Here is a 20380-nt window from a genome sequence, read left to right as displayed (position 1 = left end):
ATCGGGAGCCCGGTATTCCAGCTGGCAGCTTTACTCCGAAAGCCAACTGGCGTAGCGCTGGTAGTTGGCCGCCGTGCGGCGCAGGCCGGCGGCCTGGGCTTCGCTCACGGGCTTGATTTTGCGGGCGGGCACACCTGCGTAGAGGTAGCCCGGCTCGCAGATGGTATTTTCGAGCACCACGGCCCCGGCCGCGATGATGCAGCCCGCGCCTACCACGGCGTGGTCCATCACGATGGCGCCCATGCCGATGAGCACATCGTCGGCCACGGTGCAGCCGTGCACCAACGCCCGGTGCCCGATGCTCACGCGCGCGCCGATAGTGAGCGCTGCCTGCTCAAACGTGCAGTGCAGCACCGCGCCATCCTGCACGTTGGTTTCGTCGCCGATGCGGATACTGTTGACGTCGCCCCGAATCACGGCCGTAAACCACACGGTGCAGCCGCGGCCCAATACCACATCACCAATGATGGTAGCGTTATCGGCCAGAAAGCAATCGGGGCCAATGGTGGGCGAAATACCGTGAACGGGAAGGATGAGGGCCGGCATAGGTAGTGGTTTTTTTCTCTAAATGGATAGGGGCAACAGCCGCTTCCAGGTACCTTTTTCCCAGTTGTACTTCAGCGTGCTTGGCAGGGCTTGCCAGAAATACTTGCTGGTTTCGACCGCGAAGCTGGGCTGCATGTAGCAGTTGATGGTGCAGCCTTCGCACTGGGGCAGGCGGCCTTCGAGGGCGGCGAGGCGCTGGGTTTCGGGCGCGTGGTAGAGGTTGAACAACTGGCCGGCAATAGGGAATTTTTGCTGGCCCAGGTGGTAGCAGGGCAGCACCAGCTCATTGCTGGGCGAGATGACGAGCGTGGTGCTGGCGGCCCGGCACACGGGCGCGGCCACGTGGTTGCCGCCGTCGCGGCGCAACGCAATGAAGCCCTCGTTGAGGTACACGCCCTTGCGCTTGCCGAAGGCGGAGAGAAAATCCAACTCCTCCTCAGTTAGCTGCTCGCCGGTGGCAACGTCGCCATACTCGAAGGCGGGGTTGAGTAAGAGTATGAGGCCGTTGGGCTGGGTTATTTCGCGGTACACGCGTTCCAGCTCGCCCAGGTTGTGGCGAAAAACGGTGAAGATGATGTCGGGGCGCTCGCCCAGCGCCTTGGCTACGCGAATACTTTCCATTACGAAATCGTGGCAGGCTACGCCGCGGCCGCGGTCGTGGGTATCGCGGTCGATGCTGTCGAGCGAGAAATGCAGCATATCGACCAGCCCGCGCAGCTTTTCGGCGTTTTTGGGGTAGAGCAGGCCGTTAGTGGTCACGGTGGTGATGAAGCCCAGCTGCCGGGCCAACGCCAGAAACTCGGGTAGCTGCCGGTGCAGCAGCGGCTCGCCACCCGTAAAGTCGATTACCTTGACGCCCAGCCGCTTAAGGTCGCGCAGGTTGGCCTCCACATCGGCCAGCGTGATGTAGGGCGAAGGCTTCTCCCAAATATCACAAAATGAGCACTTCGCGTTGCACCGGTACGTGACGTAGTAGTTGCAGAGAACGGGGTGCTTAACGAGGCGCATGGATAAAGGTAATGCTGGAGTGTAGGGTAAGCTTCAGCTTGCCGCCGACAGGTCGTTCAAACGGCGGCAAGCTAAAGCTTACCCTACTTGCTAATGCGGCAGCTTGCCCCAGGCGGCGGCATCCCAGTGCGTGGGGGTGGCGGCCAGCGCCTCCGGCGTGGCTTCGCCAAACTGCTCTTTGTAGTAGTTGCAAAACCCTTTGAGGGGGCAGCGCGGGCAGTTGGGCCGCTGAAAGAAGCAGATTTGCTGGCCGTGCCAGTAGTTGTGCTTGTGAAAGTTGAAGAGCCCTTCGGAATCCAAGTGCGGCTTGAGCAGGTCGAGTAGCAGGCCATGGGCCTTCTCCACCGTCACCTTGGGGCCCAGCACACCCAGGCGCTGCATCACGCGGTGCACGTGGGCGTCGACGGGCAACACGGGCTTGCGAAAGTTGAAGAGCAGCACCAACGAGGCCGTTTTCAGGCCAATGCCGGGCATGTCGGTGAGCCACTCCATCGCGCGCTCGGTAGACCAGTCGGCCAGGAAATCAAGCGAAAAGCTGCCGCCCGTTTCGGTCTTGATGCGCGCCAGGATATCGTGAATGCGCGGGGCCTGCGTGGCCGGCCAGCGCGTGGTGCGAATGGCGTGAATAAGGTCATCGAGCGGCGCGTGCAGCACGCCCTCCCAGTCGCCAAAGGCTTCGAGCATGCGGTCGTAGGCCAGCTCTTCGTCGGCGTGGGTGGTGCGGTGCGAGAGCAGGGTCGAAATGAGCTCACGCATGGGCGTACGGCGCGGGGCCGTCGGCACCCGCCCATAAAACTCATCCAGAATAGTGTGGTCAGCCAGGGCCTTGTCGGCCGCAGATTCAAACGGATTCAACGGATTTCGCAGATACGAGGCTGACGCCCCTGGCTTTTTTGCAGTAGTGCTTGGCGCTGGGTAGCTGGCTGTACAACGTAAAAAGGCCACCCGAAGGTGGCCTTTTTAGGTGAAAAATAGCTTTTTACTTGCCGCATTTCCCTAACGGCATCCCGCATAGCCAGGGGCGCAGCCCCGTATCTGCAAAATCCGTTGAATCCGTTTGAATCTGCGGTTACAGCTGGCCACGCTTGGCGGCTTTCTGCATTTTCTCGTTGGCGAAGATGGCTACTTCTACGCGGCGGTTGGCGGCTTTGCCGGCTACTGTGGTATTGTCGCCTACGGGCTGGGTCGAGCCGTAGCCGGTGGCAGTGATGCGGCTGGTTTCTACCCCTTTGGTAATCAACTCGTTGGAAACGGCCTGGGCGCGGCGCTGGCTCAAGGGCTTGTTGATGGCATCGGAGCCCGACGCGTCGGTGTGGCCATCAATTGTGATGTTGGTATCGGCGTATTTCTGGAGCGTGGTGGCCAGCTCATCGATATTGCCAGCGGCAGAAGAGGTCAGGGTCGAGGAGTTGGTACCAAACAGAATGCCCGAGGCAAACGTGATTTTGATGCCTTCGCCCACGCGCTCTACGGTGGCCCCGTCGAGGTCGCGGCGCAGCTCAGCAGCCTGCTTATCCATGCGGCGGCCAATAAGTGCGCCCCCCGCGCCGCCCACGGCAGCACCCAAGATGGCACCCTTCGCCGTGCCCGACTTACCGCCGATTACGCGGCCCAAAATAGCCCCGCCAGCTGCGCCGCCCAGGCCTCCAATAAGGCCGCCCTTCAGCGTTTTGGACATACCCTTGGGCTTTTCGGTGGTAATAGTAGTGCTCTGTGCCTGGGCAAAGTGCCCCAGCAGCAGCAAAACGGCCAGGAAGTAAGAAAAAGAGAGTTTCAGGGTTTTCATGGGATGAAAATAAAAAGTCGAAACGACCACGCGAGGATAACGCGGCGGCAAGTTCGGCAATTGCAACCACCTTGCCAAACTTAGTCAAGTAGCCGGCGGCGGTCCACCCCTCCCGGCTTGGCACGGGCGGGGCACAAAAAAGCCCGGCCAAGGCCGGGCTTCCATAGTATCGGGGCACTCGCTGTCGCTACTTGTTGCGGTAGTGTTTGTAGCGGGCCGGGTCTTTTTTCTTGTCTTGGTTGCGGCCTACCAGGCCACCGCCTACTACGCCGACACCAGCGCCAATGAGGGCACCTTTGCCACCACCCAGCAGGCCACCTACTACGGCACCGCCACCGCCACCAATAGCGGCACCTTTGGCCTTGCGGCTCCAGCCCTTAGGCTTGTCCTGGGCCTGGGCAGCCGTGCTTACGAGCACGAAAACCAACAGCAGAAATGCAAAAAGCCTCGAAAAGGATTTCATAAAATAACGGAAATAAAGTTAGCAAAACAACGTGAGCAGCAATGCGCCCGAAGCGCGGGTATTTAACGAGGCCCTTCTGCTGGGAGTTACCAATAAAAACGAAAAAAAGCCCGAAACAACTTGTTTCGGGCTTTGTAAGTCAAGCAATTATGCTAGTAATTAGAGCGAACCATTTTCGGCAGCCTTCTTCATTTTCTCGTTGGCGAAGATGGCAATTTCTACCCGACGGTTGGCTTGCTTGCCAGCCTCGGTCGAGTTGTCGGCCACGGGCTGCGACGAGCCATAGCCCTTGGTGCTGATGCGGCTGCCGGCTACGCCCTGCGCCGTGATGCTGGAGGCTACCGACTGCGCGCGGTTTTCGCTCAGGGGCTGGTTGATGGCGTCGCTACCCGTGTTGTCGGTGTGGCCTTCTACCAGGATGTTGGTGTCGGGGTATTCTTTCAGGGTGGTAGACAGCTTGCCGATATCAGTTTGCGAGGCAGCACGCAAGGCGGCCGAGTTGGTGTCAAATAGGATGCCCGAGTCGAAAGTGATTTTGATGCCCTCGCCCACGCGCTCTACTTTAGCACCGGCCATATTGCGTTGCAGCTCAGCCGCTTGCTTATCCATTTTGCGGCCAATGAGTGCGCCCGTGGTACCACCAGCTGCCGCGCCCAAAATAGCCCCGATGGCCGTGCCCTTGCCGCCGCCCAGCAGGCCGCCCAGCAAAGCACCGGCCGCCGCCCCGCCGCCCGCCCCAATGAGGCCGCCTTTGGTGGTTTTGTTCATGCCGTCCTTGCGCACGCCTGTACCGTTGTTGTTCGACAGGTCGGGTTGGGTAGAGGTTTGGCGCGTAGAGGCGCACGAGCCCAGCAGCAGGACGAAGGCCATGAGAACAGCCGCGAAAGACTTAGAAGAAGTCATCATTTCAAAGTGATTTTGGTGAGTAGAATGGTAGTCCAGATAAGCCTTATACGCAAAAGCCCGCTCTGGTTACCAAAGCGGGCTTTTCCAAAGTCGTGCCAAGGGTGAAGTATGAAGGAATGAGTTGTGAAGGAGCAAAGGAACAAATAGTTAATTATCTTATTAACAATTAGTTAGCTCCTTCATCCATTCACCCCTCATCCATTCACCCCTCACCCGTTCACCATTGATAGCAAGTCGGCGAGGCGCTGCTTGAGCTCGCGGCGGTCCACAATAAAATCCAGGAAACCGTGCTCCAGCACAAACTCAGCGCTTTGGAAGCCTTTGGGCAGGTCTTTGCCAATGGTTTCTTTGATGACGCGGGGGCCGGCGAAGCCGATGAGCGCGCCCGGCTCGGCAATGTTGAAGTCGCCGAGCATGGCGAAAGAGGCCGTGACGCCACCCGTGGTGGGGTCGGTCAACAGACTGATGTACGGAACCTTAGCCTCTGCAAGCAGCGCCAGCTTGGCCGAGGTTTTGGCCATTTGCATGAGCGAGTAGCCAGCTTCCATCATGCGGGCGCCGCCCGAGCGCGAAATCATGAGGAAGGGTACGCGGTGCTGGCGGGCGTAGTCGATGGCGCGGGCAATTTTTTCGCCCACCACCGAGCCCATCGAGCCGCCGATGAAGCGGAAGTCCATGGCCGCGATAACGAGCGGCTGGCCAGCACTTTGGCCGTGGGCCGTGCGCACGGCATCCTTGAGGCCGGTGTTCTTTTCGGTGGCCTGCACGCGCTGCGGGTAGGCCTTGGTATCCACGAAGTGCAGGGGGTCGCCGGAGGTGAGGTTGGCATCCAGCTCTGTGAACTCGCCGTCGTCGAAGAGCAACTCGAAGTAGGCGCTGGCGTCGATGCGGTCGTGGTAGCCGCAGTTGCCGCACACGTAATGGAGGCGCTTGTGCTCGGCCATATTGGCCACGGTTTTGCACTCGGGGCACTTATACCACAGGCCGTCGGGCGTTTCTTTTTTCTGCTCGGTGGGGGTGATAATGCCCTTTTCCTGGCGCTTGAACCAAGCCATAGTGGGGAGGTACTGGTGGGATGACGAATTTGAGAAGCCAAGAAGACGGCGCGAGTCAGCGGGTTGGCTTTGGCAATTTTAGGCAATCTTCTGGTTGGCAAAATTACGCCACAGTTACCATCGGAGCCGAGAGTTGGTGGCCGGGGTGGCGGCGGGTGGGAGGCCGGGTGGCCCCGCGGGCAAGCCCGGGGTGGCCGTAACTTGCCCCAACCACCACTTAGCCCGCCACCGGCGGCATTTCTCTGCGTTGAAAAAGTCTTTTTCCGTTACTTCTCCCCTGCTCGGGCTGGCGCTGCTGGCCGCCGGGGCCACCAGCCTCACCAGTTGCGTCACGGCCAAGCGCTACGAAGACCTGCAAGCCCGCCAGCAAAGCGAGGCGCAGGCCCGCACCACCGCCGAGAGCCAACTGCGCCAAACCAAGGCCGACCTCCAAAAAACCACCGACGCCCTGGCCGAAGCGCACCTCAACCAGAAGCGCCTGGCCGCCGACTCGGCCCAGACCGGCAACGCCCTGCGCCGCACCCGTACCCTCTACACCCAGCTTACCGACAGCTACGATAAGCTGCTCAAGAACAGCGACCGCGCCCTGGCCGACCGCAACGCCGACTACGGCAAGCTGGCCAAAGACCTGGCCACCCGCGAAGGCCAGCTGGGCGCCCTCGACCAAAGCCTGCAAAAAACCAAAGCCGACCTTACCGCCCGCGAAGCCAAGCTCACCGAGCTGACCCAGGCCCTGGCCGATAAAGACAAGGCCGTGAACGACCTCAAAACCCGTGTGAGCAACGCCTTGCTCAGCTTCAACTCCAAAGACCTGCAAGTCAAGCTGAAGGATGGCAAAGTGTACGTGTCGCTATCTGAGCAATTGCTCTTCAAGTCGGGCTCCAGCAAGGTGGACCCTAAGGGCCAGGAAGCCCTCAAAACGCTGGCCACCGTGCTGCAAGAGCAAAAAGACGTGAACGTGGTGGTGGAAGGCCACACCGACAACGTGCCCATGCGCCCCAGCGGCGGCATCCAGGACAACTGGGACCTGAGCGCGTTACGCGCCACCGACATTGCCCGCCTGCTCACCACGGCCGGTGTAGAGCCCAGCCGCATCACGGCCGCCGGCCGCTCGCAGTACGTGCCCGTGGCCGCCAACGACTCGCCCCAGGACAAGGCCCTCAACCGCCGCACCGAGATTATTCTCACGCCCAAGCTCGACGAGCTGTTTCAGATTTTGGACAGTAGCAGCGGGGCGGCTAAGTAACGCCTTCATAGTCAACCTTACCCCAGCGGGGCGAACGGTTTGTGGCTATATTTAAGCCAACAACCTATTCGCCTCGCTGGGGTATTTATATGAATCAACTTTTTCGCTGGCGCTGGCTGCTGGCTGGGCTTCTATGGCTGAGCTTGTAGCCAGCCTCGTACGCTTCGCACCTCACAGGAGGCGACATTGCCTACGCTTCGGTGGCGTCTACCACGCCGGGGGTGCCGCGCTACCGCGTCACGCTGCGCTTGTTTCGGGATGTTGTGGGGGTTGACCAGCCAATGGTGCGGCTAACCGGCACCCAAGGCAGCTGCAACTCAACCGACCCCCGGAATTTTACGGTGGACATCACAAAGTTGCAGAGCACGCGGCTAACTCCGGTGGCCTGCGCGGGTGGCGTTTCCACTTTCATTTATGATGTTTTCCTATACGCAGGCGAGGTGGACCTGCCACGGGGTCAATGGACGCTAAGCTTTAGGACGGATTACCGGGCTAGTGGCATTCGCAACATTGACAACTCGCTAAATCGTACATCTTATCTGGCTGCCTACCTAGATAATACATCCATACATCCATTATCCAGGATACGTCGCCCACGTTTTTGTCAACTGCGGTGCCTGCCCTGCAAGGCAACCTGGCCCAGGCTTACAGCTTCAGCACGTACGATACGGACCGCGACTCGGTAGCTTACAGCGTGGTAGAGTCGCAGGAAACGCTGAACCCACTGGTACCGTGCGGCACAGCCATTGCCGGGGCCGTGTCACCGCATTTTCAGCTCAACCCGGCTACTGGGGCCCTACTTGCGCCGGCGGGGGCCGTGCAGCAGGGCCTGTATGCGATGGCGGTGCGCGTGCGCGAATACCGGCAGCTAGCCGGCACCTGGCAGCTCATTGGGGCCGTCACGCGCGACATCGTGTACTTAGCCCAAAACGTAGCCAACCAGCCGCCCATCTTTACGAGCCTGACCGTGGGCATCGGTGCGGCCCAGCCGCCCAGCCAAACCATTGCCGTGCGCCCCGACCAAACGCTGAGCCTCACCCTCACGGCCGCCGACCCCGACGCGGGCCAGCAGCTGCGCTTTAGTAGTGAGGCCACCAGCATTATTCCGGGTTTGAGCCTGACCACGCTCAGCGCTACGCAGGCGCGCCTCACTTGGCAAGTGCCGGCTAGCCTGCCGGTGGGCTTCTACACCGCTACTATCGCGGCCTTTGATGATGGCTGCCCGAATAGCGCGGTCGAGCAGACGCTCTACTTCCGGGTAACCAACCAGGTGCTGGGCACCCACCCGGCCACCGACGCCGAAACCACCGCCTTCCCCATGCCTTTCCGCAACCAGGTTCAGTTTAAGGCGGCGAGCGGCAACCAACTGATACTCATTGCTGATGCGCTTGGGCGCACCGTGGCGCAGCTGCACGCCGGGCCTGATGGCCGCGTGGTGTGGCAGCCCGCCAGCACGCTGCCCGCTGGCTTCTACGTGGCCCGCGGCAAGCTGCTAGCCCGCCTGCTGCGCGCCGCCGAGTGAGGCCGCTTTTGTGCATAAAAGAGACCCACACTGCTAGCAGCGCGGGTCTTTTTTATGTGCGGCTTACTCAAAACGTTTGTTATTGCGAGCGTAATCCTTACTTATAACATACTACCCGACAACTACTTACAGCGTGATATTCAGTCGGCCGAAGTAGTAGGCTCCGTTGAAGCCAAACTGGTTGGCGCTGTACAGGAAGCGGCCGCGGTTGGAGTTGTCCAGCGAGGAGTTGTAGCTCGTGGCAGGGTCAGCCGAGAAGTTGTTTGCGTTGTTGCGCGGGTCCACGTAGATTTTGTCGGGGTACACATTGAACAGGTTGTTAACACCCAGCACTACATTCAACTGCTTAACAATCTGCACGTTTACAGTGAGGTCGGTAATCCACTTGGCCGAGAACGTCTGGTCGAGGTTGGCGCGGGTGGGTAGGGCGTCGGCGGTCTGAATCTCCCCAAAGCGCACCGAGCGGGCCTCAATGCCAAACTTGCCCACGTTGTAGGCGGCGGCCAAGTTGATTTTGCTGCGTGGGTTGCCGCGCTCCAGGCGGGTGCGCTGCGAGCGGTCGAAGAGACGGTTTTGCAGGTTGTCTACGCCGGGCGTTTTGTCGTTGTTAATGGTCGAAGACGAGGAGTTGAAGCTCGTTACCTCCGTGCTGTTGAAGTTGGCGGCGGCGGTTAGCAGCAGGCGGCTGTTGGCACCCAGCGCAATGCGCTCGTTGGCTACCACGTCGAGGCCTTTGGTGGTGGTGTTCACAGCGTTGGCGAAGAACTGCACCTGGCTCACCTGGCGCGCACCCAGAATTTCACTTACGATGGGGTTGCCCCGCGTGAAGGCCGACGAGAGCACGATGCGGTCGCGGATGTCAATTTGGTACGCATCGACCGTGAGTGTAAGCTGGCGGGCCACGGTAGCCGTGAGGCCCACCCCATAGTTGCGCGACTTCTCCTGCTTGAGCGGCTCTACGCCAAAACCCTGCTGGCCGGCGGCCCCTGCAGTATAGCCATTACGCACTATCGGGTTGTCGTTATTTACGGTAAGCACCTGCTGGAGGGCGCCGCTGGCGAACTGCGTGCTGTTGTTATTGAAATAGCGCTGTTGCAGCGAGGGCGCCCGGAAGCCGCTACCAATGGAGCCGCGCAGCGCCAGCCCCTCGATAATGCTGTAGCGCCCGCCCGCCTGGCCGCTTACGTTGCCACCAAAGTCGCTGTAGTTTTCGGCGCGGCCCGCCAAGTGCACGAGCAGCTTTTCGGTGATGTCGCTTTCCAAGTCGAGGTAGCCCGCCACGTTGGTGCGCGATTTATTGACCTCATTCTGAGGCAAATAGCCCGGAAACACCTGCGCGCCGGCCACGGGCAAGGCAGTTGCCGGTTTGCCATTTTTGTCGAAGCCATCGACTACGATAGGCAGGCGGCTGCCCGTTACGTAGGAAGCGTACTCGCCCGCCCCAATAAGGTAGTTATCGACCCTGAATTCGCCCCCAGCGGCCACGTTAAGCGTAGCCAGCGGCCCCACCTCAGTGTAGCGCCGCGACACGCCCAGGTTGGTCGTATTCTGCATAAAGGCCAAGCGGCCAGCATAGAAGCTAGTGGGATTTACAATACCCGCCCCTTGCAGTAGGGAGGCGTTTATGGAGCCATCAACGGTGAAAGCCAGGTTGTTACGCCCAAAGGTATTGCTCAGGTCCAGGGCAAAGCCCCCTAGCTCCTTGCGCACGCCCAAGGTGCCCGAGTGGTCGTTGATAACGGTGTTGATGAACGGCAAAAAGCCGTTTGGGAACAAGCTGACGTCGCTCTGGGTAGGCTGGTTGGGTAGGCGGTTGAAGCCTGGCCCGCGGCCCGTGCGGTACGAGGCCCCGCCGAAGAAGTACACTTCGTAGCCCATACCCACGCGGTAGGCCCCGTTGAACATCGCCCCGAAGTTGCGCGAGTCGGACTGGCCCACCCGAATATCGCGGCGGTCGAAGCCGTTTTTGGCCACTTGCGCATCGTCCTGCGCTTTCAGGTCGCGGCGCTCGGCCTCAGTCGATGGCAAGCCGGTCGGGTTGCTGGTCGAAACCGGCAGGGCTGGGTTAAAAGCCGGGTTGGCTTTGGTGGGGTAGTTGCCGCCATTGTTGCCCGAGTAAATGAGCGGAGCGGTATCCTCAAATGAGCGGTTGGTGTAGCTGCGGTTCAAAAACTGGCCGCTCAAATCGAGGAAGCCGCGCTTGTTGAGGTTGATGCCGGTGCTGAAATCGACCTGCTCGGTTTTGCCGTCGCTCTGGGTGGTTTGGCCATACAGGCTGCTGATGCTGGTGTGGGTGGTGTCGTCCTTGAGCTGAATGTTGATAACGCCCGCAATGGCGTCGGAGCCGTAGAGGGCCGCCGCGCCATCGCGCAGCACCTCAATGCGCTTGATACTGGCCGTCGGAATCGTGTTGAGGTCGGTGCCCACTGAGCCGCGCCCAATGGTGCCGTTGATGTTCACCAGCGATTGGCTGTAGCGGCGCTTGCCGTTCACGAGCACCAGCACCTGGTCGGGGCCCAGGCCGCGCAAGCTGGCCGGGTCCAGGAAGTCGGTACCATCCGAGATAGACTGGCGCGACGACTGAAACGACGGCGCGGCGTAGGTAAGCACCTGGCTCACATCGGTTTGCGCGAAAGCCTTGATTTCGCGCGCCGAAATCACATCGACCGGCGCGGTGGTGAGCACGTTGGAGCGGCCCACGGTGGCGCGCGAGCCCGTTACTACTACATCGCCCAGGTCGGTGGCCGAGGCCACCAGGCGCACGTCGAGGGTTTTGCGGCCGTTCACTGGTACCTGCTGGGTGGTGTAGCCAATGGCCGAAAAGGTGAGCGTGGCCGTGCCAGGCACCGCCAGCGAAAACCGGCCGGCGGCATCGGCCGTGGTGCCGTTGGTGGTGCCGCTTTGCAGCACCGTGGCCCCGGGCTGCGCCTCGCCGCTGGCGCTCAGCACGCGGCCAGTTACGGTGATGGTCTGGGCGTGGGCCGCCAGCGCGGCCACTACGAACAGGGGCGTAAGTAAATATTTTTTCATGTAAAAAGCTGATTAAAAAGTAATTGCTTGCCTGTTGACACGAGCAAATTACACCGCAACTTCATAGCCACAAGCTTTTAGGCAATTCTTTTCACGTCAACCCCATTTTATACTTTTCAGGTAGTTAATTCAGCATCATGCAAGGAAAGCAAAGGGCATTTGGCAGGAAACACGCCAGCAAACTGCTGAGCAGGGCCAAAAAAATACCCCCTTCGGAGTATGAGACTAACTTTTACCCACGCCTTATAAAAGGTGCTGTTACGCGGATGGCGCGGCCCCGTGCCATCCGCGTAACAGCTAAGTCGGCAGCGCACAGTTACGAGCCCAAAAAAGCCCGCTCTGCTAATCCAGAACGGGCTTTTTACTTATCACAACTTATTGCCTGCTAAAAGTTTACGTTGAAGCGGGCGAAGTAGTAGGCTCCGTTGAAGCCAAACTGGTTGGCGTTGTAGAGGTAGCGGCCGCGGTTGGAGTTGTCCTGGTTGGAGGCGTAGCTCAGGTTGGGGTCGGCCGAGAAGTTGTTGGGGTCGTTGCGGGGGCTGATGGCCACCTTGTCGGGGTACACGTTGAAGATGTTGCTGGCCCCGATGGCCAGGTTTATCTGCTTGGTTAGCTGCGCATTAACGGTGAGGTCGCTAATCCACTTGGCCGAGTAGGTCTGGTCGAGGGCGGCGCGGGCGGGGTCGGCGTCGGCCGTTTGTATTTCGCCAAAGCGCACGCTGCGGGCCTCAATGCCGAAGATGCCGTAGGTATAATTGGCCGAGAGCACGATTTTGCTGCGTGGGTTGCCGCTTTCGAGGCGCACGCGCTGCTGGCGGTTGAAGAGCGTGTTTTGCAGGCTGGCCGTGCCGGGGGTCGGGTCGTTATTAATGGTGCTCGACGAGCTGTTGAAGCTGCGCACCGTGGTCTGGTTGAAGTTGGCGGCCGCCGTGAAGCCGATGGTGCTTTTGTTGGTCAGGCGCTGGCGCTCATTGAGCACAATGTCGATGCCCCGGGTGCGGGTGTTCACGGCATTGGCGAAGAACTGGATGGCGCTCACCGGCGTGTTGCGCAGGATGGTGGCTACCGTGGGGTTGCTGGTCGTGAACTGCGATGAAAGCACAATGCGGTCGCGGATATCCACCTGGTAGAGGTCGGCCGTAAGGGTAAACGTGCGCAGGAAGCGCGCCGTGAGGCCCAGGCTGTAGTTGGTCGATTTCTCCTGCTTCAGCGCCCCAACCCCGAAGCCGGGCTGCGTGGCGTTGTCGATAGCGTTGCGTACCAGCGCGTTATCGTTGTTGGCGGTGAGCACCTGACGCGGGTCGCTGCCGCTCACCACCTGCGTGGCCGTGCTGGTGAAGTAGCGCTGTTGCAGCGAGGGCGCCCGGAAACCGTTGCCGATGGAGCCGCGTAGCGCCACGCCCTCGGTAATGCTGTAGCGCGCGCCGGCCTGGCCGCTCACGTTGCCGCCAAAGTCGCTGTAGCGCTCGGCGCGGCCGGCAGCGTGCACCAGCAGCTTTTCGGTGATGTCGCTTTCCAAATCGAGGTAGCCCGCCACGTTGGTGCGCGATTTATTCACCTCATCCTGCGGCTGGTAGCCCGGAAACACCTGCGCCCCCGGGTTGGCCGGCGTGGTGCCGATAACGCGGCCTTGGTAGGCGTACGACGAATATTCGCCCCGGCCAATGAGGAAATTATCGTAGCGAAACTCGCCGCCAAATGCCACGTTGAGCGTGGCCAGCGGCCCCACCTCCGTGAAGCGGCGCGTGGCCCCGAGGTTCACGGTGTTTTGGGCAAACGCCAGCCGGCCGGAGTAGAACTCGGTGGGGTTGCGGCTACCCACGCGCTGCGGAATGGAGGCGTTGATGGAGTTGCTCACATCGTAGCGCAACTCGTTGCGGCCGAATGTGTTACTCAAATCAACGGCAAAGCCGCCGTAGGTTTTGCGCAGGCCCACGATGGCCGACTGGTCGTAAATGGTAGTGTTGATGAACGGCAGGTAGCCGTTGGGGTAAATGGTGAGGTCGCTCGACGTAGCCTGGTTGGGCAGGCGGTTGAAGCCCGAGCCCTGGCCCGTGCGGTAGGTGGCCCCGCCCGATACGTAGGCCTCGTAGCCGGCCCCGAGCCGGTAGCCCCCATTCACGAAGCCCCCGAAGTTGCGCGACGCCGACTGGCCCACGCGCAAGTCGTTGCGGTCGAAGCCATTCTTAGCTACCAGGGCATCGTCCTGGGCCTTGAGGTCGCGGCGGCCGGCCTCGTCGAGGCCGTTGGGGAAGTTGCCGCTGTTGTTACCCAGGTAAATGAGTGGCGCGCGGTCGGCGAAGCCCCGGTTGGTATAGCCGCGGTTGAGCAGCTGCCCGCTCAAATCGAGAAAGCCGCGCTCGTGGAGGCCGATGCCGACGTTGAAATCGACCTGCTCGGTTTTGCCGTCGCTTTCCACCGTTTGGCCATACAAGGCGCTGCTGCTCACGCCAGTAGAGTCGTCTTTGAGCTGAATGTTGATGACGCCCGCAATGGCGTCGGAGCCGTAGAGGGCCGCCGCGCCATCGCGCAGCACCTCAATACGCTTGATGCTGGCCGTGGGTATCACGTTCAGGTCGGTGCCCACCGAGCCCCGGCCCACCGTGCCGTTGATGTTCACCAGCGACTGCTGGTGGCGGCGCTTGCCGTTCACGAGCACCAGCACTTGGTCGGGGCCCAGGCCGCGCAGGCTGGCCGGGTCAATGTGGTCGGTACCATCGGCCATGGTCTGGCGCGCCGACTGAAACGAGGGGGCCTGAAAGCTCAGCACCTGGCTCACGTCGGTTTGGGCAAAGGCCTTGATGTCGCGGGCCGAAATCACGTCGACGGGGGCCGTGGTGAGGATGCGCGAGCGGCCCTCAGTGGCGCGCGAGCCGGTTACCACCACGTCGCCGAGGTCGGTGGCCGAGGCCACCAGGCGCACGTCGAGGCGCGTGCGGCCATTCAGGGGCACCTGCTGCGTGGCGTAGCCAATAGCCGAGATAGTGAGCGTGGCGCCCGTGGGCACGGCCAGCGAAAACTCGCCGTTGGCGTTGGCCGCCGTGCCGTTGGTGGTGCCGTTTTGCAGCACCGTGGCGCCGGGCTGCGCCTCGCCGCTGGCGCTCAGCACGCGGCCCGTTACGGTGATGGTTTGCGCGTGGGCCGCCAGGGCCGCTACCACAAACAAGGGCGTAAATAAGGTCTTCTTCATAAAATAAAATCGCACCCAGTATATCTTAACTACTTAACTATTATTACGTTAGTTTCCACTAGCCGAAGCCAATAAGGAGGCAGAAAAGCCCACGACTGGCTTTAGAGCAATACCCGCAAAAAGAGGATGAAAAGTGGCCCGCCGCGGCGGGCCTAAAAGCCTAGGCGCAACAGCAACCCCCGCCTGCCGGGCGGCAACAACACAAACAGCAGGCAACAAGGTGGCGCATAAACAAGGCCGGCTCAAGCCCCAAACTGGTGGCCGAACGCAACGAACCCCCAACTGCGATGCCCGAATTTTGTTCAGAACAATGGGTTGGTTACCTCACCTGGCAAACACTTAAACCCACTATCAATCAGCTTAAAAATTAGCTAAAATATTTATCTCCACCACCCCGAGTTGAGTGCCCCAGCGGCCACGTCCACGCGCTGGCCGGGGGCGGGCAGCAGCAGCGGCACCTCGGGGCCGGCGGCTTCCAGCAGGCGCTCTACTGGCTGCCGCCAGGCGTGCAGCGCCAGGTTAAACGTGCCCCAGTGGATGGGCAGCAGCGGGCCACCCCCCAGCAGGCGGTGCGCCGCCAGCGCATTATCGGGGCCCAAGTGAATGTCAGCCCATTCGGGGTCGGCCTCGCCAATTTCCATTAGCACCAGGTCAAACGGCCCGTGCGCCGCCCCAATCTGCCGGAAGGCTTCGTCGAACGGCCCAGAGTCGCCGCTGAAAAACACCCGGTGCTGCGGCCCCCGCAGTACCCACGACGCCCACAGCGTGCGGTCGCGGCCCAGCAGGCCCCGGCCGGTATAATGGCGAGCGGGCGTAGCAATTAATTCAAAATCAGGCGCTAATGCTATTTTATCACCCCACGTGGCTTCCGTAATCTGGTGGGCCGCCACGCCCCAGCGGCGCAGGTGCGCGCCCACGCCCAGCGGGCAAAAGAACCGCTCGCCCCGCCGGGCCAGCACCCGAATGGTGGCCGCATCGAGGTGGTCGTAGTGGTCGTGCGAGAGGATAACGCCGTCGAGGGGCGGCAAATCGGCCAGGGCGAGCGGGGGCGCGAAAAACCGCTTCGGCCCTACCAGCTGCGTGGGCGAGGCCCGCGCCGCCCACACCGGGTCGGTGAGGAAGCGGCGGCCATCCAGTTCCAGCAGTACCGTGCTGTGGCCCAGCCAGGTAGCGCGCAGGGCAGTGGCCGGCACGGCAGCCGCCAGCGCGGCCGCATCGGCCCGAAACGGGCCCAGCGGCTGCGCGGGCTCGCGCTCAGCCTTCTCAAAAAGGTAGCGCCGCAGCAGCGCCCCGTAGCCCGAGGGCGGGCTTATGCTGGTAGGCAGCACGTTGTAGTATTTGTTGCCGACGCGGCGGGGCTGAAGTGACATAGCAAGTAGCTGGAAAGCCCCGCAGACGCAGCCCCACGCTTTTTATTGCAGCAACCCCTGCACCACGGGCAGCGCCCGCGCCGCCCACTGCCGCATGTGCGGGCTCGTGTAGTGCAGGCCATCGGTGGTAAACTGGTGGGCATCGCCCGCGGCGGCACGGGTGAGGTCGGTGATGTCCACGAAGGCCACGCCGGCGGCCTGGCACTCGGCCTGGGCCACGGCGTTAAACTGGTCGATTTCGTGGCCCAGCAGCGCGGGCGGGCGGTCCTGGGTGGCGGCGAAGGGCGTCTGGCCCCAGTCGGGGATGCTGAGCACGACTACCCGGCCCGCCTGGCCGCCCGCGTAGGCCTGGGCCGTGGCCAGCAGCTGCCGAAACTCGGCGCGATACAGCGCCTGGCTTTGGCCGCGGTACTGGTTGTTGACGCCCACGAGCAGCGAAACCAGGCCGTAGTCGTGGCGGTGGTTGCCGCTGGCGGCAATAGCTTCCTGCAGCTCGGCGGTGGTCCAGCCGGTCTTGGCAATTACTTCGGGGTCAGCCAGTTGCAGGCCGTAGGCACGGGCCAGAGCGGCCAGCTGTACTGGCCAGCGGTCGGCGTAGCCGGCCCCCTCGCCAATGGTGTAGGAGTCGCCCAGGGCGAGGTAGGCAATGGAAGGCGTAGGCATCATAACAGACGGGGCCGGTGCGCCCGGGCGCGGGCCACCAGCGGCGGAGCTAGCGAAGAACCAGCTGGCAAAAGTAGCCAGCACGACGAGGCAGCTTAGCAAAAAATGATTGAAACGCATGGTGCGCACCTACGCCCGCCGCCGCCAGGCCAGCTTGCCGAGCAGGTCAGGGCTTTATCTCAAACACCACATCGTAAGTCACTTGCACCTTTATTTTGCGCAGGCTAGGCGGGGCCATTTCCGTGGCGTGCACCTCCCGGGCCTGGTACAGGGTGCTGGCCAACTTCTTGTCGCGCAACATCTCTTCCGAGTAGTTGCCTTCGGGCAAAACTTCTACCATCGCCACAGTGCTACTGAGCTGGCTACCAGCAGCAAAGGCAATAATAATTTATTTAGTGCTTACGCAAAAGCGCCGGGCCAGCCTAACGGCCAACCCAGCGCTTTCAACTGTAGCCTACTGCTTACTACCCAATGGCTTGGGCCAGGTCGTCAATCAAATCCTCGGCATCCTCGATGCCCACGCTCAGGCGAATGAGCGAGTCCGAAAGGCCCGACTTGCGGCGCTGCTCGGCCGGAATGCTGGCGTGCGTCATGGTGGCGGGGTGGCCGCTCAGGCTTTCCACGCCGCCCAGGCTTTCGGCCAGGGTGAAGAGCTCGAATTTTTCGAGCACCGCAATGGCGTCCTCCTGCTTATCGCCCTTGAGCACGAACGAAATCATGCCCCCGAAGTCGCGCATTTGCTTGGCGGCCACGGCGTGGTTGGGGTGGCTCTCGAAGCCGGGCCAATACACTTTCTCCACCTTGGGGTGCTGGCGCAGGTACTCGGCCACGGCGCGGCCGTTTTCGCAGTGGCGCTGCATGCGCAGGTGCAGGGTTTTGAGGCCGCGCAGCACCAAAAAGCAGTCTTGCGGACCGGGCGTGCCGCCGCAGGCATTCTGGTAAAAGCTGAGCCGCTCCAGCAGCGTGGCATCGTTGAAAACCAGCGCGCCCATCACCGTATCGGAGTGGCCGGCCATGTACTTGGTGAGCGAATACACCGAAATATCGGCGCCCAGGTCGAGCGGCGTTTGCAGGTAAGGCGTTGAAAACGTGTTGTCTACCGCCAGCAGCGCGCCCGCCTCCTTGGCCACCACCGAGGCGGCCGCAATGTCGATGATGTTGAGCAGCGGGTTGGTGGGCGTTTCGACCCAGATGAGCTTGGTTTTGGGGGTCACTTTGGCGCGCACGGCCTCCATGTCCCCCATCGGCACAAAGTGAAATTTGATGCCCAGCGGCTCGTACACCTTGGTCATGATGCGGTAGCTGCCGCCGTAGAGGTCGTCGGTCGAAATCACCTCGTCGCCGGGCTTCAGCAAGTGCATCACGCAGTCGATGGCCGCCATGCCCGAGGCAAATGCCAGGCCGTGCTGGCCGTTGTCGAGGGCGGCCAGGGCGTCTTGCAGCTGGGTGCGGGTGGGGTTGTGGGTGCGCGAGTACTCGTAGCCTTTGTTGTCGCCGGGCGAGCGCTGGGCGTAGGTCGAGGTCTGGTAAATGGGCGTCATGATGGCCCCCGTGGTGGGGTCCGGGTGCACGCCGGCGTGGATGGCTTTGGTGGCAAATTTCATCGCAGATTCAAACGGATTAAACGGATTTCGCAGATACGCCCGCTGCGCGGGCTGGCTACGCGGGGTGGGAACACGGGGTAAAAATACGGGCTGGGTAATAGGAAACGGTTGGGGGCGGGCAGCGGGCCCAGCAACTGAGCTTATATTAGCAGCGATATTCTGTTTCACCTTTTTTCTGACAAATGAAGAAACTTTTACTCGTGCTTGGTAGCTGCATCGCGCTGTCGTTCAGCACTCAGGCTGCCCTACCCAGGCCCAAACCCAAGCCGGTGCTCGTGGACTCGGCCGCCGTGCACCAGGCGCAGGTCGATTCCATCAACGGCACGTTTGTGTACCAAGGGGGCCTCATCAACCTGCCCGGCGGGGTGGGCAAGCTCACAGTGCCGCCCGGCTTTCTGTACCTCGACTCGGGGCAGGCGGCCTACGTTATGCACAAGCTCTGGCGCAACCCGCCGCAGGAAAGCCTGGGTATGCTTTTTCCTGAGGACCGCGGCCCCATGAGCGACAACACCTGGGGCTACCTTATCAATTTTGACCCGATGGGCCACGTGCAGGATGACGATGCCGACGACATCAAGTACGACGAGCTGCTGGAGGAAATGCAAAAGGACGTGGAGGAGGAAAACCAGGACCGCACCAAAGACGGCTACCGGGCCGTGCACCTCATCGGCTGGGGCGCGCCGCCCTACTACGACAAAAAACAGCATACCCTACACTGGGCTAAGCTCTTACGCTTTGGCGATGGCCTCGACGAAACCCTCAACTACAATGTGCGCATTCTGGGCCGCAAGGGCGTACTCGTGTTCAACGCCATTGCCGAGCCCCAGCAGCTGCCCGAAATCAAGGCCAGCATCCCCGCTTTGCTCGCCAATGTGACGTTCGTTAAGGGCCAGCAATACAACGACTTCAGCTCCGGTATCGACGAGGTGGCCGTGTACGGCATTGGGGGCCTGGTGGCCGGCAAGGTGCTGGCCAAGGTGGGCCTGTTTGCCATCGTCGTCAAGTTCTGGAAGCTGGGGCTGCTAGCGTTGGGCGGGGCCTGGGCGGGCCTGCGGCGCTTCTTCGGCTTCGAAGCCAAGGAGGAGTAGCCCCGGCCCGGGCGCGCCGGCGGGGTCGGCTTTTGCGTAGGTACTTTCGCCTCCTCATCGGCCGGCCCCCGGCTTTTCCCTCTCCATGGCCTTTTTGCGCGAGCTTTTCCAGAAGAATTTTTCCACCTTGCTCACCATGGGGCTGCTGCTGGCGGTGCCCCTCCTCGGCTCGGCGGCGGTGCTGGGCCTACTCTATGAGCAGCCCGATTTGCTGCGTAACCTCACCCTGGGGCAGAGTTTTCTGTACTTCGCCGTGGCGGGCCTGCTGATGGCTACGGCCCTCACGCCCACCACGTTCGTGGCCATTATCACGGGGTTTTACTTTGGCTGGGTGGGGCTGCCGGGCATGGTGGCGGCCTACGCGCTGGCCTCGGCCATCGGCTACGAGCTGGCGCGCCGCCTCGACCACGGCAAGCTCCGCACCGTGCTCCACCACTTCCCCAAGGCCGATGCCGTGCTGGCTGAACTGCAAAACCAGAGCTGGTCGCTCATCCTGCTCACGCGGCTGTCGCCGGTGCTGCCGTTTGCGCTCATGACGTTTGTGCTGGCCATTGTGGGGGTGCCGCGCCGGCGCTTTCTGGCGGCCTCCGTCATTGGGATGCTGCCGCGCAGCCTGTTTTTCTACTGGCTTGGCACCAAGGCCCAGGACGTACTGGCCCTCCTCCACGACCCCGAGCAGGGCCTGGCCAGCAAGCTGGTGCTCATTGGCTTGGTGGCAGCCTCGCTCTTCGGTCTGTTCGTGGTATTCAACCGGGCTTTGCAACGGGTATTGCGCAACGGCACCCCAGCCAACTAAGATTTTGTACCTGATTATTACCGGTTTGCCCGACGCAAACCGCGTTTTATCCAAAAAACTTACCGTCGTATTTGCACAGCCGAAAATTTTCTTGCTACCTTTGCACT

17 protein-coding genes are annotated in these 20380 nt (G+C 61.5%); 4 read left to right on the top strand and 13 right to left on the bottom strand.

Annotated elements, in window-relative coordinates:
- Positions 1 to 30: 30 nt before the first annotated feature.
- The 7 genes from QMK33_RS07650 to accD all read right to left on the bottom strand — a co-directional run bounded on the left by QMK33_RS07650 (position 31) and on the right by accD (position 5764).
- Positions 31 to 546, bottom strand: coding sequence for a gamma carbonic anhydrase family protein (locus tag QMK33_RS07650; RefSeq protein WP_283563983.1), 516 nt, complete (start codon positions 544 to 546; stop codon positions 31 to 33).
- Between the two features lie 18 nt (positions 547 to 564).
- Positions 565 to 1554 (bottom strand): radical SAM protein, encoded by a 990-nt coding sequence (locus QMK33_RS07645; protein ID WP_283563982.1) that lies wholly within the window; start codon positions 1552 to 1554, stop codon positions 565 to 567.
- 90 nt (positions 1555 to 1644) lie between these two features.
- Positions 1645 to 2409, bottom strand: coding sequence for an endonuclease III domain-containing protein (locus QMK33_RS07640; RefSeq protein WP_283563981.1), 765 nt, complete (start codon positions 2407 to 2409; stop codon positions 1645 to 1647).
- Positions 2410 to 2623: 214 nt separating this feature from the next.
- A complete protein-coding gene (locus QMK33_RS07635; RefSeq protein ID WP_283563980.1) occupies positions 2624 to 3340 on the bottom strand; it encodes a YiaD family glycine zipper/OmpA-like lipoprotein in 717 nt (238 codons plus the stop codon).
- Between the two features lie 187 nt (positions 3341 to 3527).
- Positions 3528 to 3803 carry a YMGG-like glycine zipper-containing protein gene (locus tag QMK33_RS07630; protein WP_283563979.1) on the bottom strand — a complete coding sequence of 92 codons (276 nt, stop codon included), beginning with the start codon at positions 3801 to 3803 and terminating at the stop codon, positions 3528 to 3530.
- Between the two features lie 159 nt (positions 3804 to 3962).
- The gene (locus QMK33_RS07625; protein WP_283563978.1) at positions 3963 to 4709 is read right to left on the bottom strand and encodes a YiaD family glycine zipper/OmpA-like lipoprotein; all 747 of its coding nucleotides are present in this window, start codon (positions 4707 to 4709) and stop codon (positions 3963 to 3965) included.
- A 209-nt stretch (positions 4710 to 4918) separates the two neighbouring features.
- Complete coding sequence (gene accD / locus QMK33_RS07620; protein WP_283563977.1) at positions 4919 to 5764, bottom strand: acetyl-CoA carboxylase, carboxyltransferase subunit beta; 846 nt, start codon at positions 5762 to 5764, stop codon at positions 4919 to 4921.
- Positions 5765 to 6011: 247 nt separating this feature from the next.
- Here accD and QMK33_RS07615 point away from each other — a divergent pair, with 247 nt between their 5' ends.
- Positions 6012 to 7010, top strand: a complete 999-nt coding sequence (locus tag QMK33_RS07615; protein ID WP_283563976.1) for an OmpA family protein — start codon at positions 6012 to 6014, stop codon at positions 7008 to 7010.
- A gap of 601 nt (positions 7011 to 7611) precedes the next feature.
- Entirely contained in the window at positions 7612 to 8532 is a 921-nt protein-coding gene (locus tag QMK33_RS07610; protein ID WP_283563975.1) for a hypothetical protein, read from the top strand.
- 126 nt (positions 8533 to 8658) lie between these two features.
- Here QMK33_RS07610 and QMK33_RS07605 read toward each other — a convergent pair whose 3' ends face one another.
- The 6 genes from QMK33_RS07605 to QMK33_RS07580 form a co-directional block, all read right to left on the bottom strand.
- Positions 8659 to 11562 (bottom strand): TonB-dependent receptor, encoded by a 2904-nt coding sequence (locus QMK33_RS07605; protein WP_283563974.1) that lies wholly within the window; start codon positions 11560 to 11562, stop codon positions 8659 to 8661.
- 385 nt (positions 11563 to 11947) lie between these two features.
- Positions 11948 to 14752 carry a TonB-dependent receptor gene (locus QMK33_RS07600; protein ID WP_283563973.1) on the bottom strand — a complete coding sequence of 935 codons (2805 nt, stop codon included), beginning with the start codon at positions 14750 to 14752 and terminating at the stop codon, positions 11948 to 11950.
- Positions 14753 to 15132: 380 nt separating this feature from the next.
- Positions 15133 to 16122 carry an MBL fold metallo-hydrolase gene (locus QMK33_RS07595; RefSeq protein WP_283563972.1) on the bottom strand — a complete coding sequence of 330 codons (990 nt, stop codon included), beginning with the start codon at positions 16120 to 16122 and terminating at the stop codon, positions 15133 to 15135.
- Between the two features lie 42 nt (positions 16123 to 16164).
- On the bottom strand, positions 16165 to 16788 hold the full coding sequence (locus tag QMK33_RS07590) for an SGNH/GDSL hydrolase family protein (protein WP_283563971.1): 624 nt from the start codon (positions 16786 to 16788) through the stop codon (positions 16165 to 16167).
- 163 nt (positions 16789 to 16951) lie between these two features.
- Positions 16952 to 17125, bottom strand: a complete 174-nt coding sequence (locus tag QMK33_RS07585) for a hypothetical protein (protein WP_283563970.1) — start codon at positions 17123 to 17125, stop codon at positions 16952 to 16954.
- A 124-nt stretch (positions 17126 to 17249) separates the two neighbouring features.
- Entirely contained in the window at positions 17250 to 18389 is a 1140-nt protein-coding gene (locus QMK33_RS07580) for a cystathionine gamma-synthase (RefSeq protein ID WP_283563969.1), read from the bottom strand.
- Positions 18390 to 18571: 182 nt separating this feature from the next.
- Between QMK33_RS07580 and QMK33_RS07575 the strand changes: the two genes are divergently transcribed.
- Positions 18572 to 19477, top strand: a complete 906-nt coding sequence (locus tag QMK33_RS07575) for a DUF2167 domain-containing protein (protein WP_283563968.1) — start codon at positions 18572 to 18574, stop codon at positions 19475 to 19477.
- A gap of 85 nt (positions 19478 to 19562) precedes the next feature.
- Entirely contained in the window at positions 19563 to 20273 is a 711-nt protein-coding gene (locus QMK33_RS07570; RefSeq protein ID WP_283563967.1) for a TVP38/TMEM64 family protein, read from the top strand.
- The last annotated feature ends 107 nt before the right edge of the window (positions 20274 to 20380 follow it).

Origin of the sequence: Hymenobacter sp. H14-R3, assembly GCF_030063445.1 — a bacterium.
GTDB lineage: Bacteria > Bacteroidota > Bacteroidia > Cytophagales > Hymenobacteraceae > Hymenobacter.
The sequence above is the reverse complement of the archived record's forward strand: the minus strand, read 5'-3'. Positions and strand labels throughout refer to the sequence as shown.

Bases quoted from the DNA above. Each gene is read 5' to 3' on its own strand.
- QMK33_RS07590 (WP_283563971.1), bottom strand. From the start codon at position 16,788: ATGATGCCTACGCCTTCCATTGCCTACCTCGCCCTGGGCGACTCCTAC.
- accD (WP_283563977.1), bottom strand. From the start codon at position 5,764: ATGGCTTGGTTCAAGCGCCAGGAAAAGGGCATTATCACCCCCACCGAG.
- QMK33_RS07630 (WP_283563979.1), bottom strand. From the start codon at position 3,803: ATGAAATCCTTTTCGAGGCTTTTTGCATTTCTGCTGTTGGTTTTCGTG.
- QMK33_RS07605 (WP_283563974.1), bottom strand. From the start codon at position 11,562: ATGAAAAAATATTTACTTACGCCCCTGTTCGTAGTGGCCGCGCTGGCG.
- QMK33_RS07575 (WP_283563968.1), top strand. From the start codon at position 18,572: ATGAAGAAACTTTTACTCGTGCTTGGTAGCTGCATCGCGCTGTCGTTC.
- QMK33_RS07580 (WP_283563969.1), bottom strand. From the start codon at position 18,389: ATGAAATTTGCCACCAAAGCCATCCACGCCGGCGTGCACCCGGACCCC.
- QMK33_RS07595 (WP_283563972.1), bottom strand. From the start codon at position 16,122: ATGTCACTTCAGCCCCGCCGCGTCGGCAACAAATACTACAACGTGCTG.
- QMK33_RS07600 (WP_283563973.1), bottom strand. From the start codon at position 14,752: ATGAAGAAGACCTTATTTACGCCCTTGTTTGTGGTAGCGGCCCTGGCG.
- QMK33_RS07585 (WP_283563970.1), bottom strand. From the start codon at position 17,125: ATGGTAGAAGTTTTGCCCGAAGGCAACTACTCGGAAGAGATGTTGCGC.
- QMK33_RS07635 (WP_283563980.1), bottom strand. From the start codon at position 3,340: ATGAAAACCCTGAAACTCTCTTTTTCTTACTTCCTGGCCGTTTTGCTG.
- QMK33_RS07570 (WP_283563967.1), top strand. From the start codon at position 19,563: ATGGCCTTTTTGCGCGAGCTTTTCCAGAAGAATTTTTCCACCTTGCTC.
- QMK33_RS07645 (WP_283563982.1), bottom strand. From the start codon at position 1,554: ATGCGCCTCGTTAAGCACCCCGTTCTCTGCAACTACTACGTCACGTAC.
- QMK33_RS07625 (WP_283563978.1), bottom strand. From the start codon at position 4,709: ATGATGACTTCTTCTAAGTCTTTCGCGGCTGTTCTCATGGCCTTCGTC.
- QMK33_RS07650 (WP_283563983.1), bottom strand. From the start codon at position 546: ATGCCGGCCCTCATCCTTCCCGTTCACGGTATTTCGCCCACCATTGGC.